15 protein-coding genes and 1 pseudogene are annotated in these 17,508 nt (G+C 63.7%); 12 read left to right on the top strand and 4 right to left on the bottom strand.

The window, feature by feature from the left end:
• Positions 1-2 precede the first annotated feature (2 nt).
• The 10 genes and pseudogenes from QSV46_RS05720 (at position 3) to QSV46_RS05675 (ending at position 8,421) form a co-directional block, all read left to right on the top strand.
• Positions 3-2,597, top strand: a complete 2,595-nt coding sequence (locus QSV46_RS05720) for an ATP-dependent helicase (RefSeq protein ID WP_314947665.1) — start codon at positions 3-5, stop codon at positions 2,595-2,597.
• 27 nt (positions 2,598-2,624) lie between these two features.
• Positions 2,625-2,783, top strand: a pseudogene (locus QSV46_RS05715) (type II toxin-antitoxin system HicA family toxin); the annotation flags it as partial.
• Positions 2,784-2,818: 35 nt separating this feature from the next.
• Complete coding sequence (locus QSV46_RS05710; protein ID WP_314947663.1) at positions 2,819-3,109, top strand: type II toxin-antitoxin system HicB family antitoxin; 291 nt, start codon at positions 2,819-2,821, stop codon at positions 3,107-3,109.
• An 88-nt stretch (positions 3,110-3,197) separates the two neighbouring features.
• Positions 3,198-3,614: a hypothetical protein gene (locus QSV46_RS05705; protein ID WP_314947660.1), complete on the top strand. Its 417-nt coding sequence runs from the start codon at positions 3,198-3,200 to the stop codon at positions 3,612-3,614.
• Positions 3,614-4,279, top strand: coding sequence for an OmpA family protein (locus QSV46_RS05700; RefSeq protein ID WP_314947658.1), 666 nt, complete (start codon positions 3,614-3,616; stop codon positions 4,277-4,279). Before QSV46_RS05705 ends, QSV46_RS05700 begins: the two co-directional genes overlap by 1 nt.
• Before the next feature lie 154 nt (positions 4,280-4,433).
• The gene (locus QSV46_RS05695) at positions 4,434-4,970 is read left to right on the top strand and encodes a DUF962 domain-containing protein (RefSeq protein ID WP_314947975.1); all 537 of its coding nucleotides are present in this window, start codon (positions 4,434-4,436) and stop codon (positions 4,968-4,970) included.
• A gap of 29 nt (positions 4,971-4,999) precedes the next feature.
• Positions 5,000-6,031 (top strand): NAD-dependent epimerase/dehydratase family protein, encoded by a 1,032-nt coding sequence (locus tag QSV46_RS05690; RefSeq protein WP_314947655.1) that lies wholly within the window; start codon positions 5,000-5,002, stop codon positions 6,029-6,031.
• Between the two features lie 27 nt (positions 6,032-6,058).
• The gene (locus QSV46_RS05685) at positions 6,059-6,685 is read left to right on the top strand and encodes an isoprenylcysteine carboxylmethyltransferase family protein (protein WP_314947652.1); all 627 of its coding nucleotides are present in this window, start codon (positions 6,059-6,061) and stop codon (positions 6,683-6,685) included.
• Positions 6,686-6,767: 82 nt separating this feature from the next.
• A complete protein-coding gene (locus tag QSV46_RS05680) occupies positions 6,768-6,977 on the top strand; it encodes a hypothetical protein (RefSeq protein WP_314947649.1) in 210 nt (69 codons plus the stop codon).
• Between the two features lie 142 nt (positions 6,978-7,119).
• Positions 7,120-8,421, top strand: a complete 1,302-nt coding sequence (locus tag QSV46_RS05675; protein WP_314947646.1) for a sorbosone dehydrogenase family protein — start codon at positions 7,120-7,122, stop codon at positions 8,419-8,421.
• 3 nt (positions 8,422-8,424) lie between these two features.
• On the opposite strand, the gene QSV46_RS05670 is transcribed toward QSV46_RS05675, so the two are convergent.
• Both QSV46_RS05670 and QSV46_RS05665 read right to left on the bottom strand, forming a co-directional pair.
• Positions 8,425-9,249: an aspartate dehydrogenase gene (locus QSV46_RS05670; RefSeq protein WP_314947644.1), complete on the bottom strand. Its 825-nt coding sequence runs from the start codon at positions 9,247-9,249 to the stop codon at positions 8,425-8,427.
• A 35-nt stretch (positions 9,250-9,284) separates the two neighbouring features.
• On the bottom strand, positions 9,285-10,202 hold the full coding sequence (locus QSV46_RS05665; protein WP_314947642.1) for a LysR family transcriptional regulator: 918 nt from the start codon (positions 10,200-10,202) through the stop codon (positions 9,285-9,287).
• Positions 10,203-10,350: 148 nt separating this feature from the next.
• On the opposite strand from QSV46_RS05665, the gene QSV46_RS05660 reads away from it, so the two are divergent.
• Complete coding sequence (locus QSV46_RS05660; protein ID WP_314947640.1) at positions 10,351-11,424, top strand: tartrate dehydrogenase; 1,074 nt, start codon at positions 10,351-10,353, stop codon at positions 11,422-11,424.
• Between the two features lie 36 nt (positions 11,425-11,460).
• Here the strand turns inward: QSV46_RS05660 and QSV46_RS05655 are convergent, their stop codons facing one another.
• Positions 11,461-12,270, bottom strand: coding sequence for a tetratricopeptide repeat protein (locus tag QSV46_RS05655; protein ID WP_314947637.1), 810 nt, complete (start codon positions 12,268-12,270; stop codon positions 11,461-11,463).
• Positions 12,271-12,327: 57 nt separating this feature from the next.
• Positions 12,328-12,966 (bottom strand): FecR family protein, encoded by a 639-nt coding sequence (locus QSV46_RS05650; RefSeq protein ID WP_314947634.1) that lies wholly within the window; start codon positions 12,964-12,966, stop codon positions 12,328-12,330.
• A gap of 441 nt (positions 12,967-13,407) precedes the next feature.
• On the opposite strand from QSV46_RS05650, the gene QSV46_RS05645 reads away from it, so the two are divergent.
• Positions 13,408-17,481 (top strand): VCBS domain-containing protein, encoded by a 4,074-nt coding sequence (locus QSV46_RS05645; RefSeq protein ID WP_314947632.1) that lies wholly within the window; start codon positions 13,408-13,410, stop codon positions 17,479-17,481.
• Positions 17,482-17,508: the final 27 nt, after the last annotated feature.

Below are 17,508 nucleotides of genomic sequence, written 5' to 3'. Positions count from 1 at the left end.
CAATGATTCGCATGACCGAGCCGAGCAAGATCACGTCCCAGAGCGTCCCCGACCACCAGCCCTCAGCCGGCGGCATTGCCGCGCGTGCCCGCGCCTCGGTGGGCCCGAAATATCTGTCTGGGCTCAATCCGGAGCAGCGCGAGGCTGTGGAGACGCTCGACGGCCCGGTCCTGGTGCTGGCCGGCGCCGGCACCGGCAAGACGCGCGTGCTGACCACGCGCATCGCCCATATCCTGAGCCAGGGCCGCGCCCGCCCCGCCGAGATCCTGTCGGTGACCTTCACCAACAAGGCCGCGCGCGAGATGAAGCACCGGCTCGGCCAGATGCTTGGCCATGCGGTCGAAGGCATGCCGTGGCTCGGCACCTTCCACTCCATCGGCGGCCGCATCCTGCGCACCCATGCCGAGCTGGCGCAGCTCAAGTCGAATTTTACCGTGCTCGATACCGACGATCAGGTGCGGCTGTTGAAGCAGTTGCTCCAGGCCGACAACATCGACGACAAGCGCTGGCCGGCGCGCATGTTGGCCGGCCTGATCGACGGTTGGAAGAATCGCGGCCTGACGCCGTCGCAGGTGCCATCAGGCGAGGCGGCCGTCTTCGCCAATGGCAAGGGCGGCAAGCTCTATGCGAGCTACCAGGAACGGCTGAAGATTTTGAACGCCGCCGATTTCGGCGATCTGCTGCTGGAAGATATCCGCATCTTCCGCGAGCACCCGGACATCCTGCTGCAGTACCAGCAGCGCTTCAAATTCATCCTGGTCGACGAGTACCAAGACACCAACGTCGCGCAATATCTGTGGCTGCGGCTGCTGTCGCAGGCGCCGACTTCCAACCCGTCATTGCCGGGCTTGACCCGGCAATCCATCGATTCACGAGATGGATCACCGGGTCTCGACGCTTCGCGTCGGCCCGGTGACGACGAGAATGATGACGTGGCGCCGACTCCGGCGAACCAAAAAGCCCACGTCAAGAACATCTGCTGCGTCGGCGATGACGACCAGTCGATCTATGGCTGGCGCGGCGCCGAGGTCGACAACATCCTGCGCTTCGAGCACGACTTTCCCGGCGCCAAGGTGATCCGCCTCGAGCGCAACTACCGCTCGACCGGCCACATCCTCGCCGCCGCCTCGCATTTGATCGCGCACAATGAAGGCCGGCTCGGCAAGACGCTGCGCACCGAGGACCATGACGGCGAGAAGGTCACGGTAACAGGCTCGTGGGATTCGGAAGAGGAAGCCCGCGGCATCGGCGAGGAGATCGAGCAGCTCCAGCGCCAGGGCGACAAGCTCAACGAGATCGCGATCCTGGTGCGCGCCTCCTATCAGATGCGCGAATTCGAAGACCGCTTCGTCACGCTCGGCCTGCCCTATCGCGTCATCGGCGGCCCGCGCTTCTACGAGCGCGCCGAAATCCGCGACGCGCTGGCCTATCTGCGCGTCATCAATTCGCCCGCCGACGACCTCGCCTTCGAGCGCATCGTCAACGTGCCCAAGCGCGGCCTCGGCGATGCCACCGTGCAGATGCTGCACGACCACGCCCGCAAGCGCCGCATTCCGCTGTTCGAGGCGGCGCGCGCGGTAATCGAGACCGACGAGCTGAAGCCGAAGGCGCGCGGGTCCTTGCGCGAGGTCGTCACCCAGTTCGACCGCTGGCGCGCCCAGCGCGAGGTCACCGCGCACACGGATCTCGCCCAGATCGTGCTCGACGAGAGCGGCTATACCGAGATGTGGCAGAAGGACCGTTCGGCGGATGCCGCGGGCCGGCTGGAGAACCTCAAGGAGCTGGTGCGCTCGATGGAGGAGTTCGAGAACCTGCAAGGGTTTTTGGAGCACATCTCGCTGGTGATGGACCGCGACAGCGGGGCCGATGAGGACGCGGTGTCGCTGATGACGCTGCATTCGGCCAAGGGCCTCGAATTCGACAACGTGTTCCTGCCCGGCTGGGAGGAAGGCCTGTTCCCGAGCCAGCGCACGCTGGATGAACAGGGCCGCGCCGGCCTCGAGGAAGAGCGCCGGCTCGGCCATGTCGGCCTGACCCGTGCCCGCCGGCGTGCAAAAATCTATTTCGCGACCAATCGGCGGATCCACGGCACCTGGTCGACCACGATCCCCTCGCGCTTCCTCGACGAATTGCCGGCGGCCAATGTCGAGATCACGGAATCCAAGGGCGGCTCGGCCTGGGGCGGCACCGGCGGCTACGGCGCCTCGCGCTTCGACGACATGGAGGCTTTCGGCTCGACCTACTCGACGCCGGGCTGGCAGCGCGCCCAGGCCAACCGCAACCGGGGCGGCGGGCGCAATGGCGGTGGCGGCAGAAGCGGCGGCTTCGAGGAAGAAGCCGCAACGTTCTCGTCCTCCTCGTCGGCCGGGCCCGATTTCGGCAGCTTCTCGTCGCGCCGCCGCGGTCCCCTGACGATCGAGGGCGAGCTGGTCGCCAAATCCACCGGCACGACCTCGGAATTCTCGCTCTCCGACCGCGTCTTCCACCAGAAATTCGGCTACGGCCGCGTCACCAGGATCGACGGCAACAAGCTCACCATCGCCTTCGACAAGGCCGGTGAGAAGAAGGTCGTGGACAGCTTCGTGCAGCGGGCGTGAGGGCCGGCACCACACTCACTTAACGTCATGCTGACCTCAAGCCGTGACATTATTCGTCGCCTGGAGCGAGAGGGCTGGAAACTCATGCGTGTGACCGGCCCGCATCACGTGTTTAAGAGCCCCGCTTCAGGCGAAACGATCGTCGTTCCGCATCCCAAGAAGGACTTGGGAAAGGGCTTGGTCCGTGCCATCTATAAGGGGCGGGCTCGACTGAGGTCGATATGGCTCACTACATTGCCATCATTGAGGACGCTGGCCCGGACCATGCCGTTGGAGTGTGGTTTCCGGACCTGCCAGGCTGCATTTCCGGCGGCGATGACATCGACGAAGCCTTGGAGAATGCCCCGGAAGCGCTTGAGCTTTACGCGCAGGAGCTGATCGGGGACGGCCGCCAGCTTCCTCCGCCGAGGACGTTGACCGAACTTAAGGCCGATCCGGAGGTTGCCGAAGACCTCAGGAATTATATGGTCGCTCTGATCGAATTGCCTCCCCGCGCCGACGCGGCCGAGTGAGGACTGTTCGCCGCACCGGCGGGGCTGTCGACAGTTCTCGCCCGCTCGCCCCTTGACCACCGCGAACTTCCCCGTATCAGATATCGCCATGGTCCGGGGCTCCATCACACTGATCTTGCTGACATTGGGGATGCCGTCGCTCGCGGCGGCGGAGACCATGAGCTTTGGCGATTCGATCGGGCTGCTGGCCAAGAGCTGCAGCGCGGAGATCGTCGCCAATTGCCGCGGCGTCAATCCGGACTCGGCCCGCCTGAAGGAATGCCTGTCCCGCAACCGCGACGTGCTGTCGCCGCAGTGCGCGAGCGACTATCTCGGCGCCTTCGACGCCATCCAGAAGCGCGTCGCCGCACGTGTCACGGTGGCGAACGCCTGCCAGCGTGAGATCGTCAAGGTCTGCGGCGGCTCGACCAAGGAGACCAGCAAGTCGATCCCCTGCCTGGTCTCGACGCCCAAGGGCATCAGCAACAACTGCCTGAAGGCCGTCGATGATGCGGGGTATCGCTGATGCGCGCGTCCAGGCTTTCCACTGTCGGAACCGCCATCGCGCTCGGCCTCGCCTTGCTCGCAGGCACCGCTGGCGCACAGACGGCGCCGCCGACCCGTGACGATATCGTCGGCAAGCTCAACCATTTCGAGGAAGCCGCCGAGGTCGACCTTCCCGCGCTGAAGCAGCAGGTGATGGAGCGCGCCAAGGCCCGGATCAAGAACGATCCGGGTCCGGTGAACCGGCCGCTGATCGCGCCTGATCTGGCCAGGCTGCCGACCTTCAACGCGCAGATCCAGTTCGATGCCGACACGCCGATCATCCAGCCGGCGTCCTACCAGACCGTCGGCCGCATCGCGGACGCGCTGGTTCATTCTTCGTTGCTGCCCTACACGTTCCTGATCGTCGGCCATGTCGAATCCAATTCGAAGACGCGCGAGGCCAATGCGATCCTGAGCCAGCGCCGCGCCGACGCGATCCGCGACGTGCTGGTCAACACGTTCAAGATATCGACCAAGCGGCTGCACCCGATCGGCCTCGGCGAGGAGCAATTTCTCGACCGGGCCAAGCCGACCTCCGCCGCCAACGGACAGCTGCAAATCCAGACCTATGCCAAGGTACCGGAGGAGGCGCATCCGGCTGCGACCCCTGCGCCTGCGGCGAAAAAGCCCGCCAAGAAGCGCTGAGCGAGCCTGCCTCGGCATCTGCCGGAACCCTTTGAAGTTCCGGCTGTTTTGTGACCTGTCTCACAGTGCGGCGGCAGGGTCTTGCGCGACAATAGCGCCGGTTTGTGCACTGCCCTATCAGGTGCTATAGCCTGTGCTCATCCTTTCCGCTCCCATGCTGCACGAGACCGAGATGGCCAGTTATTTTCAACGCCAACTGGCCGACTACGTCGAATATCATCGCGACCCCTGGAACTGCGCGATGCACGTGGTCGGTATCCTCCTGCTCTTTACCGGCGCCGTGCTGCCGCTGACCCTCGTGCATTTTCCCATCTTCGGGATCGAGGTGAGCCTCGCGGTGATTCTTGCTCTGCCGGTGCTGGTTTACTGGCTGATGCTGGATGCCGGAATCGGGCTCGGCATCCTCGCCGCGATGTTCGTGCTGCTTTCGGTCGCAACCGCGATCGGCAATCAGGTCTCGATCGTCATGATGTGGTCGATTTTTGCAGTGCTGATCGGATTTGGCGTCGCCTCGCAAATCGTCGGCCACAGGGTTTTCGAGGAGCGGCAGCCGTCGATGGTCGATCACCCCGCGCATTTCCTGCTTGGACCGATGTTTGTCATGGCAAAATTATTCATAGCATTGGGCTTCCGTCGCGACCTTGCCGCGATTCTGGCGCCTGCTCCGACCAATTCCCTTTCAACCCGATAGCTCTAGACGGCAAACAGCAAACCTTCTGCATGGCTCTCGTACTGGTTACCGGTGGCAGCGGCTTCATCGGACATCATCTCGTAGAAGTGCTCCGCGCCCGTGGGCAGCGGGTGCGCGTTCTCGATGTTCGTCCGCCGGCTGCGGCGAACGCGGACGTTGAACACGTCCAGGGCTCGGTGCTCGATGGCGCCGCGGTCGATGCTGCGGTCGCGGGCGTCGATCAGGTCTATCATCTCGCCGGCCTGCCCGGCATGTGGGTCGCCAACAAGCAGGACTTTCACGAGGTCAATTGCCGCGGCACCGAGATCGTGCTCGCGGCGGCGATGAAGCGCGGTGTCTCGCGCTTCCTGCACTGCTCGACGGAATCGATCCTGTTTCCCTATTCGGACCTGGGCGGCGTTGCCGCCGAAGAGGCGCTGCAGCCGGCCGACGCGATGCCCGGCGCCTATACGCGGTCGAAGTCGCTCGCCGAGCATCATGCCGCGAAGGCCGCGGCCGCGGGCTTCCCGCTCGTGATCGGCACGCCGACCATGCCGATCGGCGCCGCCGACCACAACCTGACGCCGCCGACCGCGATGCTGTGGTACTTCCTCCAGAAGAAGGTGCAGCCGCATCTCAACTTCCTGGTCAATCTCGTCGACGTGCGCGATGTCGCGACGGGGCTCGTGCTGACCATGGAGCGAGGCCGCCTCGGCCAGCGCTACATCCTCGGCGGCGACTGCGTCCCGCTCGGCAACATCCTGCGGATGATGTCGGCGATAAGCGGCCGCCGGCAATTTCCTGTCGTCGTGCCCGGAAAAATTGCCGAGCTCTCCGCGATCATGCTCGAATCCATTTCCGATCACATCACCCGGCAGCCGCCCAACGGCACCGCCGAGGGCGTGCGCATCGCGCTTGCCGCGAGCGATCTCTCGATCGGCAAGGCGCGCACCGAGCTCGGCTATTCGCCGCGCCCGATCGAGCCGGTCTTGCGCGAGACCGTCACCCATCTTCTCGCCCGCAACGGCCAGCAGCCCTCCGGCGCCATCGAACATCACGCGCTCTCCTCGCGCGCGAGCTGAAGCCGCCGCCCAACGCAAAGAACCTTCATGTCCTTCGATTTCAGCAAGCTTCTCTCTGTCGCCTGGGGTGGCTGGACCACCACCTGGCCGACGCAACTGCTCGCCCTGATCTGGCTCGCCTGGCTCGCAAGCTGGGTCGGCGCCTCGTTCTGGCAGGGCCGCACGCAAAAGCAGGTGATGACGCTGGAGTCCGGCCGCTATCGCATCCCGATCCTGGTGGGCGGCATCCTGTTCACGCCGTGGACCGCCGAAGTGCTCGGCGAGAAGCCGCTCTGGGTGTTCAGCAACCTGGGTGTCTACATCGTGGCGCTGATCGTGCTGGCCGGCATCTCGTTCACGTGGTGGGGACGGCTGCATCTCGGAAAATTCTGGTCCAACACCATCACCCACAAGGAAGACCATCGCGTCGTCGATACCGGCCCGTATGGCATCGTGCGCCATCCGATCTACACCGGCCTGATCGCCGGCATGCTGGCGACCGGCATCGCGGTCGGCACCGTGACCGCGATCCTCGGCGCGATCCTGATCTCGCTCGGCATGTGGCAGAAGGGCCGAATGGAAGAGGTGTTCCTCTCCAAGGAGCTCGGCGAGGACGCCTACGGCGCCTATTGCCGCCGCGTTCCGATGATCATTCCGTTCCTGTCGCCGCGGTGAGGGCGGAACATTCAGCCAGGAACCGTCGCCGCATCAGCCCGTTAACAGCTCGAAACATGCAATAGCCGCAGAGCATCGAGCCATGTCGGACGCCTACGATTATTTTCGCGAGCACGCGATCACCGCCATCCGCAGGGCGCGGGCGCTGCCGGCGGGGCGATCGAAGCAGAAGCAGCGCACGGTGGCGCGGGTCTATCATCTTCTGTCCAGGGAGGCCGCGCTCGCGCCGAACGTCCATCATCTGGATGATTTTCGTGCAGCCCGGCGGCTGGAGCGGCAGATCAGCCGCTGATCTTCGGGCACAGCCCGCCGGCCCTCGTCCCATGCAAATTCGATCGGCTGCCATTCCGCGGGAATAAGCCCCGGCGGTGTGCCGCACAGGTTGACGTCTGCCCCATCAGCCAGTTGGATGCGCGCGCAAACGGGGGCCTGTCATGACTTTTTCCAGCATCTTCGCGCAGTTCGTCGCATTCCTTGGCGGCATCGCGCTGCAATGGCGTAAGCTCTCCGGCACCGAGCATGCGCCTGCGTGGGGCCAGACGCCCGCCATTCCCGAAGCCAAGCCGCAAGGCGCGATCCCGACCTTGAAGATGCCGACCGCGCGGGGCTGGAGCGGGGGCCAGAAGCCGACGGTCGCGCCCGGGCTCAAGGTCAATGCGTTCGCGACCGGCCTCGACCATCCGCGCTGGATCGAGGTGTTGCCCAATGGCGAGGTGCTGATTGCGGAAGCGACGCAGATCGCAGGCGCCCCGCGCAGCGTATTTCACTACGCGATGCAGGCGACGATGCGGCGCGCCGCGGCGCTCGGCGTGTCCGCCAACCGCATCACGCTGCTGCGCGACAAGGACGGTGACGGCGTTGCCGAGTATCGTGGCGCCTTCATGGAAAACCTCAGCCAGCCGTTCGGCATGGCGCTGATCGGCGACACCTTCTATGTCGGCAACACCGACGGCGTGATGGCCTTTCCTTACGTCGTCAATGCCGACAGCATCACCGCACCGGGCAAGCGGCTCACGACGTTCAAGCCGGGCGGCCACTGGACGCGCAGCCTGCTCGCGAGCCCCGACGGCAAGAAGCTCTATGCCGGCGTCGGCTCGCTCAGCAACATCGCCGAGATGGGCATGGAGGTCGAGGAAGGCCGCGCCGCGGTCTACGAGCTCGATCTCGTCGCCGGCACGCATCGCATTTTTGGCGCCGGTCTGCGCAACCCGGTCGGTCTTGCCTGGGAGCCCAATACGAACGTGCTCTGGACCGTCGTCAACGAGCGCGACGGTCTCGGCGACGAGACGCCGCCGGATTACCTGACCTCGGTGCGCGACGGCGGCTTCTACGGCTGGCCCTATTGCTACTGGGGCAAGACGGTGGACGACCGCGTGCCGCAGGACCCGGCCATGGTCGCCAAGGCGCTCACGCCGGACTATGCGCTCGGCGGCCACACCGCCTCGCTCGGCCTGTGCTGGATGCCCGCAGGGACCCTGCCCGGCTTCCCCGACGGCATGGTCATCGGCCAGCACGGTTCGTGGAATCGCAGCAAGCTCTCAGGCTACAAGGTCGTGTTCATCCCGTTCGAGAACGGAAAGCCTTCCGGCCCCGCGCGCGACATCCTGTCGGGCTTCCTGGCGCCGGACGAGAAGGAATCCTACGGCCGTCCGGTCGGCGTCGCGATCGGTCCGGACAAGTCGCTGCTGATGGCCGACGACGTCGGCAACGTGATCTGGCGCGTCACGGGCGCGTAAGACTCACGTCCCCACACACAACGTGGCGCGCTGCTTGCGCAGCAGCGCGATTACAGACAGCGCGGTGATGATCCCGGTCTTGGGATTTTCGGACGGGATGTTCTCGATCGACATCGAGAACCGCGCCGAATCCGCCTCGACCTCGATGCGGTGAACGTTGCGCGTCACGGTCGGATCGGCCCAGATCTGCACCTGGGTGCGGTCGGGCCCGACGCCGGCCAGCGACAGCGCGACCGCGACATTGAGGTTGGCCGGGAAACCCTTTGCGGCTTCGCGCGCGGTGCCCTCGAACAGTTTCAGCGGCTCGCGCAGCTGATCGATGTCGATGTCGTTCTGAACGATGAACGGCGCGCCCTTCAGCCCGTCGATCGGCTTGCGCGTGACCATCCTCACCGAATGGATGGTGCCGATGGCGGCGGCGTTGACGGCGTCGAGCCCGATCAGCGCGCCGGTCGGCACGATGATGCGGCCGCCATTGGCGCGGGCGAGATCGACCAGGTCGAAATTGTCGAGCAGTCCGCCGACGCTGACGACGACAGCGGATTTGCCGCGCTTCACCGCGGGCTCGACGATCGCACGCAGCTGGCTGCTCGGCGCGCATTCGACGACGATGTCGGCGACGTCACCCAGCTGATCGATCGACGTGATCTGCGGCGGGCGGCGCAGGCTCTTGAGGAAAGCCTGATGCCTGGCAGGATCGCGCACGGCCACGCCCGACAGCGTCAATCCCTCGATGCCCTGATCGAGCGCGGTTGCGATCTTGCTGCCGATCGAGCCCAGCCCCGCGATGGCCACCCGCAACTCATTCGACGTTTTCCGTTCAGCCATCGCCATCACCTTTATCCAGCTTACGTCATAGCCGCTCACGCCTCCCGCGCATAGCTGCGCAGGCGCTTCTCCAGCACCGCCAGCATGGCATCGCGGGCCGGATCGCGCGAGCCGCGCAGCCAGGCGGCGGCGAGCGGCAGCCGGCCGACGGGGCCGTCTTGCTTTGGCCGCAGCGGCACGAAGCGCACGCCGGTGACCGCCATCCGCATGGTCCAGCGCGGCACGATCGCGACCCCGAGCTTCGTTGCCACCAGATGGATGATGGTCTGCTTTTCGTCCGCGACCTGCACGATGCGCGGGGTCAATCCGGCCTGCTCGAACAGTTTTACCGTGAGGTCGTGGCTGTGCGGCCGCGAGCGGCGGTCCGGCACCAGCATCGCCTCGTCGGCGATCTGCGCCAATGCGATCGACTTGCGCGCGGCGAGTGCATGCCGCTGCGGGAACGCCACGATCGCGGTCTCCTGGAGCAATTCGCGGAATTCGAGCCGCTTGTCCGCACGATCGGGCGGACGCACGAAGGCGAGATCGAGCGCACCGGTCAGAATCTTCGGCAGCAGCCGGACGGTCTTGTCCTCCAGAAGCTGCACCGCGATCTCAGGATGCCTGGCGCGAAAGTCGCGCAGCAGCGGCGGCAACAATCCCGCAGCGGCGCTGTCGATGGCGCCGACCCGCAGCCGCCGCGCGGCCCCCGCGCGCGAGCGGTTGCGCAGATTGCTCTCGACCGCCTCGACCCGGGCAAGGATGGCACGGGCATCGCGCAATAGTGTCGCGCCGTCCTCGGTGAGCGACACCGCACGCGTGGTTCGCGCGAACAGCCGCGTTCCCAGGTCTTCTTCCAGCAGCCTGATCTGGCGGCCCAGGGCGGACGGCAGCATCTGGAGCTGCTGCGCCGCATGGCCGAAATGCAACTGCTCGGCTGCGGCCACGAAGCATCGAAGCTGATGCAATTCCATCCCGGATCCTCTCGTCTCAGCCAGCGAGGATTATATCATTTTTTTGTATAAACCAGCGCCAATTGAGTCTGCCTGCACCCCCGCCTAAATTCGCCGACGACGCAGACAGCCGAATATACCGGCGCGATCTCTCACACGGAGCACTCTCATGCGCACCTATTCGATCGCAGCCATTCCCGCCGACGGCATCGGCCCCGAAGTCATCTCGGCCGGCGTCCGCGTGCTGGAGGCGCTTGCGAAACGCAGCGGCGATATTGCCTTCACCATCAAGACGTTCGATTGGGGCTCGGACTACTACAAGAAGCACGGCGTCATGATGCCGGCCGACGGCCTCGCCGAGCTGAAGAAGTTCGACGCGATCTATTTCGGCGCGGTCGGCGCCCCTGATGTGCCCGATCACGTCACGCTGTGGGGGCTGCGGCTGCCGATCTGCCAGGGTTTTGACCAATACGCCAATGTGCGGCCGACCAAGATTTTGCCAGGCGTCGCCTCGCCGCTGCGCAATGTCGGCGTCGGCGATCTCGACTGGGTGATCGTGCGCGAGAACTCGGAAGGCGAATATGCCGGCATGGGCGGCCGCGCCCACAGGGGCCTGCCGGAAGAGGTCGGGACTGAAGTGGCGGTGTTCACCCGCGTCGGCGTCACTCGGATCATGCGTTACGCGTTCCAGCTCGCGCAGTCGCGGCCGCGCAAATTCCTGACTGTCGTGACCAAGTCCAACGCGCAGCGCCACGGCATGGTGATGTGGGACGAGATCGCCGCCGAAGTCGCAGCCGAATTCCCCGACGTGACCTGGGACAAGATGCTGGTCGATGCCATGACCGTGCGCATGACGCTGCATCCGAAGAGCCTCGACACCATCGTGGCGACGAACCTGCACGCCGACATCCTCTCCGATCTCGCCGGCGCGCTCGCGGGAAGCCTTGGGGTGGCGCCGACCGGCAACATCGATCCGCAGCGCCGCTTTCCCTCGATGTTCGAGCCGATCCACGGCTCGGCCTTCGACATCACCGGCAAGGGCATCGCCAATCCGGTCGCGACGTTCTGGACCGGCGTGCAGATGCTCGAGCATCTCGGCGAAAAGGACGCGGCATTACGGCTGATGAAGGCGGTTGAGCAGGTCTGCGCGGCCGGCGTGTTGACGCCCGACGTCGGCGGCAAGGCGACGACAAAGGAAGTGACGGACGCCGTGATCGACGCGATTCACGGGTCGAACGTCTAGCAGGCCAACGCCAATTTGGGTGGGCCAATCCTGACGTCACTGCACTCCGTAGCGCGCGAACTCGTCGGCGACCTTGACGTCGATGAGCTTTGCTGCCGAGACGTCGCGGTCGCCGCCGGAGTTATCGCCCTGCCTGAGCTTGGCAAGTCCGCGTCCATAGAGCGCGCTTGCCAGGTTTGGCGCCAGGTGCAACGCGAAACCGTAGTCGTCAATCGCCGCGGAGAGCTGGCCCATCTTCAGATGGATCAGCGCGCGTGAATCGTATGTCGCCGCATCGTTCGCCCCCGACTGGATCGCCCTGTTGCAGTCGTCGAGCCCGGCCTGCAGCGCGCCGATGATCGCTCGGGCCCAGCAGCGTCCGCTCCTTGCAAACGCCAAATTCGGATCGAGGCGGATGGCCTCGTCGAAATCCAGCGCGGCCCGATCATACTGGTTCAGCTTCAGGTGCGCTTCCGCGCGGTTGGCGAAAGCGCTGCCATAAGCCGGGTTGAGCCTGATTGCTTCGTCGAAGGACTTGACCGCGTCCTCATATGCTCCCTTCCTCAAATAGGCGACGCCGCGATTATTCACCGGCTTGACATAGCCTGAGGCAAGTTCGATCGCTCGATCGAAATCGCTGAGCGCCCGGTCGTACTCCGCGGCTGCGGTATAAGCGTTGCCACGATTGTTGTAAGCCACGGCCAGCGCCTCAGGCCTGGCATCACCCGAATTGATGAGCGCCGTACAGCCGGCGATCCGGGCTTGGGCCGGAATGCGGTCCGTACCGTTGCACTGCTCAATGCTCTTGAGGTGACTATTTTTCTGGAGCTGCTGCGCGGCCGCCGGCGAACCGAGCGACAGCAACACGAGAATGGGCGCGACGCTGTCGATGATGGCGGCCCTGATAGCCATGTCCGTATCGCTTCAGCATCCTCTGCAAATGTTCAGCCTGGGAGCGCTGCCCTGATCGGGCACTGCAGCAGTCACGCGCTTCTTCACCAATTTGCTCTTGCCCTCTTCGATGAGAGTCGAAAATTTGACCGCGCCGTCATCCAAAATTTCGATGTGGGGCGTGGTGCCCCGGATTCCCAACGTTGCAACGGGCGTATCAACCTTCATATCGCCGGTCTTCGCGACCTGGCCCGCGACAAATGTCGCCGTTCCTCTGGCCAGATTAAAAAACGTCGCGTTGGACTTGCCGTCCGGCTCGTACACATACTCATCCAAGGTCATCCGCGCGTTGCTCGACAGATTGAATGACGAGCCATCGCTGAAATTGATGCTGACCCGGCTGTCCGCCCCGGTTCGCACCACGTCGCGCAGATACACGACATCGCCGGCCTTGGCTTGAGCGGCCGGATCGCCGAGGTTCGCCTGGACGAGGACCGCACTTGCGTGCTCGATCGAGACCGAACCGGTAGCGGCGACGACTTTTCCGATTGGTTTTGACGTAACGTCTTCAAGGCCGCCTTTATTGACTTGAGCCTGCGCTGGCACAGCAAGAACACTCGCGGATGCCCAAACGAAGCCAGTCACCAAAGCTGCAATCGTATGCCTGCACATGACCTGCCCTTTCCGAGAAGATCTTGTTCGCGTGCCGCTTGATGAGCGCTCTGAGCTCCGGCCGAGCCCGCAAGTCGTGCGTGAGTATCTACAACGTGGATCTGGCCTGCGGACCAGCCCTCCAAAAGAAGTACTCCTATATTTCTTGATCGTAGTCCCAAGCTGTTTGCCTGGCCAGCGGAAGTGAGTTAAATTTTCGCGCAGCTCAGTCGTCAACTTCTTGAGAGCCAAATTGCGGTCCCGTCGAGAGGGGCCGCATCGCGCTTGAACCTGCCATCATCGACGCTGTACCGATAGAGATCATCTTTTTCATCACACGTCTTCGGCGCGCAGGCCTGGGGTTGCTACCGCCAAAAATTGCCCCCGTGGCGTAGGCAAAACCGACAAGAGGACCGCGGCACCGCGCCAAGCCCGAATTATTCGGCACGCGAGACCAGAGCCATGTTAGTTGTTTCAGGCGTTAGACCCCGGGATGGGGTTGTTTCGGCTTTACCTCTCCAGATCATCGGCATCGTTCAGAGTGCGTTGGGTTACGTCACCCTCACGCACGAGGGCGGCGCGGCAACTCAGGTCAGCATTGGCGACCTTGTCTGCCGCCATGATGTAATCGAAACGGCTGCGGACGCGCAGATCGGAATTCGGCTTCTCGACGACACTGTATTCAACGTCTCCAGCCGGGCGCACATCGAGCTGCGCGAGTTCGCCTCCGATTCCGACGACACGTCGTGCTCGACCGTGGTTGCGGTCACCCGTGGAAGCTTTGCGTTCGCTGCCGGCCGGCTGGCAAACAGCGGTACTTTGACGGTCGACACCCCCCTTGGGAGCGTTCGCTGCCGCTCCTATACGACGGGCTTCGGCATCCTGACGATTGCGGCGTTGACTTTCTCGATGATGCAAGACGCGCGAGCCGCCGACCCGGACGCCACGCTTCTGGATGACGATACGATCACTTACAAGGACCTTCAGCACGGCGTATTCGAGCTCATAACCAAGGAGCCGGTGCCGCGACACATCATCGTCGAAGATCCTGGCGAAACTATCGTTCTGAACAGGATCGGCTCCTCGATCAGCGTGAACCAGGTTGCCAACAGTGCTGCTCGCATGGAGGAGCTGCAGGCGGCTCAACATGACGTGCTCGCCAACCTCACGCGAGGTCCAACAGGATCCAGTACGCCACCTTCCGCGAATCCGCTTTCGCTGCAACACATCAACTTCACGTCGGACAACACGACGGCGCGGCCAAACCTGCTTCCAGCACTGCCGCCGATCGACGTCCCCTTGATCGTGCGGCCACCGCCCACACTGAGCGTGCCGGCCGGGCCGATCGAAATCGACACGATCGTGTTCGACGAGTTCACCACGACAAGCGGCACCTTCGCCGCCACCAGCCCGCTCAATGGTGTGCTCACCTACGGTCTCAGCGGGGGGACGGCCGGCACCACGGTCCTCAATGGAGGGACATACGATATTTCGCAGGCCGGTCCGTATGGCACTCTCTATCTCAACAGCGCATCCGGCGCCTACACTTTTGTTCCGAACGGGGATGCAATCAATGCCCTGTCGTCGCCGACGACCACGAGCTTCGTCGTCACGGTGTCGGACGGCGGCCTCTCGACGAGTCAAACCTTCGTCGTCACCATCAACGGCGTCAACGACACGGCCACCATTTCAGGCAACGCCGCCGGCATAGTGGTAGAGGCGGGCGGCGTCGCCAATGCGGCGCCCGGCACACCGAGCGCAACCGGCACGCTAACTGATACGGATGTCGACAATCCCCCCAACACCTTCACGGCGGTCAGTTCGCCGACCAGGAGCGCGGGCGGCTACGGCACTTTCACGATGACAGCCGGCGGCGTGTGGACCTACACGCTCGACAATGGCAACAGCACAGTACAGGCCCTGAATGTCGGCGACACCCTGACCGACACGCTGACGGTGACCACCGTCGACGGCACCCCCCAGGTCGTGACGATCACGATCCAGGGCAGCAACGACGCCACCGTCATTTCCGGCACTACAACCGGTTCAGTCGTCGAGGCAAGCGGCGCTTCGCCCGGCGTGCCGGTCGCGGCGGGCACACTTGCCGCCGGGGATGTCGACAATCCGGCCAACATGTTCGTGCCGGTCGGCTCGCCGACACCAAGCGCGCATGGCTATGGCAACTTCACGATCAGCGCGGCCGGCCTGTGGACCTACACGCTCGACAATACCAGTACCGTGGTGCAGGCACTCAACAATGGCGACAAGCTGGCCGACAGCTTCACGGTGGTCACGCTCGACGGCACGGCACAGACAGTGACGATCACCATCAACGGCAGCAACGATGGGGCGGTCATTTCCGGAACGGCGACCGGCAAGGTGATCGAGGCCGGGGGTGTAGCCAACGGTACGCCTGGTCTGCCGACTGCGACCGGCACGTTGACCGATGTCGATCCTGACAATACGTCCAACACCTTCATCCCGGTAAGCACGCCAAAGACGAGCACCGGCGGCTTCGGCACCTTCACGATGACGGCGCTGGGCACGTGGGTCTACACGCTCGACAACAGCAACGGCGCAGTGCAGGCGCTCAATGCGGGAGATGCCCTGATCAACCAATTCACCGTGACTACCGTCGACGGCACGCCGCAAGTGGTGACGATCACGATCAACGGCGCGAATGACGCCGCCATCATTTCCGGAATGACAACGGGCTCGGTGCTCGAAGCCGGCGGCATTTCCTCCGGCAAGCCAGTCGCAACCGGCACGCTCACTGATGCCGACATCGACAATCCGGCCAACACCTTCACAGCGGTGACCTCGCCCACTGCAAGCGACGGCGGCTACGGCACTTTCACAATGACCGCGTCCGGAATATGGACTTATACGCTCGACAACAATAATAGCCTGGTGGATGCACTGGATGTCGGCGATACGCTCACCGATCATTTCACGGTGACGGCCATCGACGGCACCACGCAAGAGGTGACGATCGCCATCCATGGCGCAAGCGACGCGGACCCCAATGATTTCGACAATTTGGCAGTAGGAACCACCGTCGTATCCGATCCCCCGTTTGTCTACGGCACTCCCGGACACGACAGCATCGCCGGTGGCGGCAGCATTCCCCAAATCGTCTATGGGGGGGCCGGTGACGACACCCTTAACGGCACCGGCGTGAACGACACTATCTTTGGCGGATCGGGCGACGATACCCTAAAGGGCAATAACGGGGATGACGTCATCTACGGTGGCTCTGGACGAGACAATATCGACGGCAGCAACGAGAACGACACCATCATCGGCGGGCTCGGTCCGGACCAGCTCGCGGGCGGCAATGGCGATGATGTCTTCGCTTATCTGTCGGTGGCAGATTCCCGTGCTGGCCGGTTCGATACGATTACTGGTTTTAGATCAGGAACCGACAGGATCGATTTGACGGCTATCGGCGCGCTCGGGTTCGTGATCCTAGCATTGACCTCGACAAGCGCGTCCGTGCCGCCCCACACCATCGCGTGGATTTACAACAGCTCAGCCAATGAAACTATCGTGTATGTCAATCCGACGGACCAAACCCTCCAGATCGGCGATTCCAATCTGCTGGAAGTTCATCTCCAGGGCATTGCGACCATCGATTCGTCGGACTTCATCGTGGACCAAACCGTGGCACCGGCCTTGGCGGTGAACGACACCATCGATCCGACGGTAGTCACGCAAAGCGACACGGCCGTCATTGCGCTCAGCACTTCCGACACCTCCACCGACGCGACGAGCAGTAGCGGTTCTCTTTCGTTCGACGGAAGCTCAACCACAATCGGTGTGAACTCTTCCTTCGATTTCGATCGGGATTACAGCGGGTGGACCAACGAGCCCACCCCTTCCACCTCGGGCGAGACTGCAACGCAATCCGGCCTCTCGGAACCGGAAATCGGATCGCTATCGACGGAACTTTTCAAATTCGTCTTCGAACAAGCCGGGACCGACGACAGCATCCATCCGACCGGAATCGGATCGCCAGGCATGGCGGAGGACAATCATGCCGCCTCTTTCATCATTTCGGATTCGCTCCTTGCAATCGACCAACATCTCGGTGACGGCAAGTCCACGGAGGCTCATGGTCGTGCGGGCTTTGCCGATCCCGGGAGTGCGCTTGATGACGCCCCCCAGAAAGGCCTCGGGAACGGCGGCAGCGCTCATTCGATTTCTCCTCAAGCAAGCGAACGCAGTCATGCTCCAGCTGAGAAGCCCGGCGGGCCCAATTCCCAACCGCATTCTGTGGCAGATGGCGCGCCCGGCTCACACGGAAACTCGCAGGCAAATCCGCACGAGCCCGATTCCTTCAAGTTCGCGAATCCGGCCACTGAAACACCGAGCATCGCGTTTGTGAACGATGTCCCGTCGCCGCCCGATCATCGCAAAGGCACGACACACGCCGACGGACATGGTGGAGCCGCTGAGAATTCGCAGCTGGATCATAGCACTCACGCTTTGGGCCATTTAGCCGAACATCATGTGCTGCACGATCTACTGGTGTGACCTTGGGCTGCTGAAGATGCACATGCC

Origin of the sequence: Bradyrhizobium cosmicum (assembly GCF_032290525.1) — a bacterium.
GTDB classification, from domain to species: domain Bacteria; phylum Pseudomonadota; class Alphaproteobacteria; order Rhizobiales; family Xanthobacteraceae; genus Bradyrhizobium; species Bradyrhizobium cosmicum_A.
The sequence above is the reverse complement of the archived record's forward strand: the minus strand, read 5'-3'. Positions and strand labels throughout refer to the sequence as shown.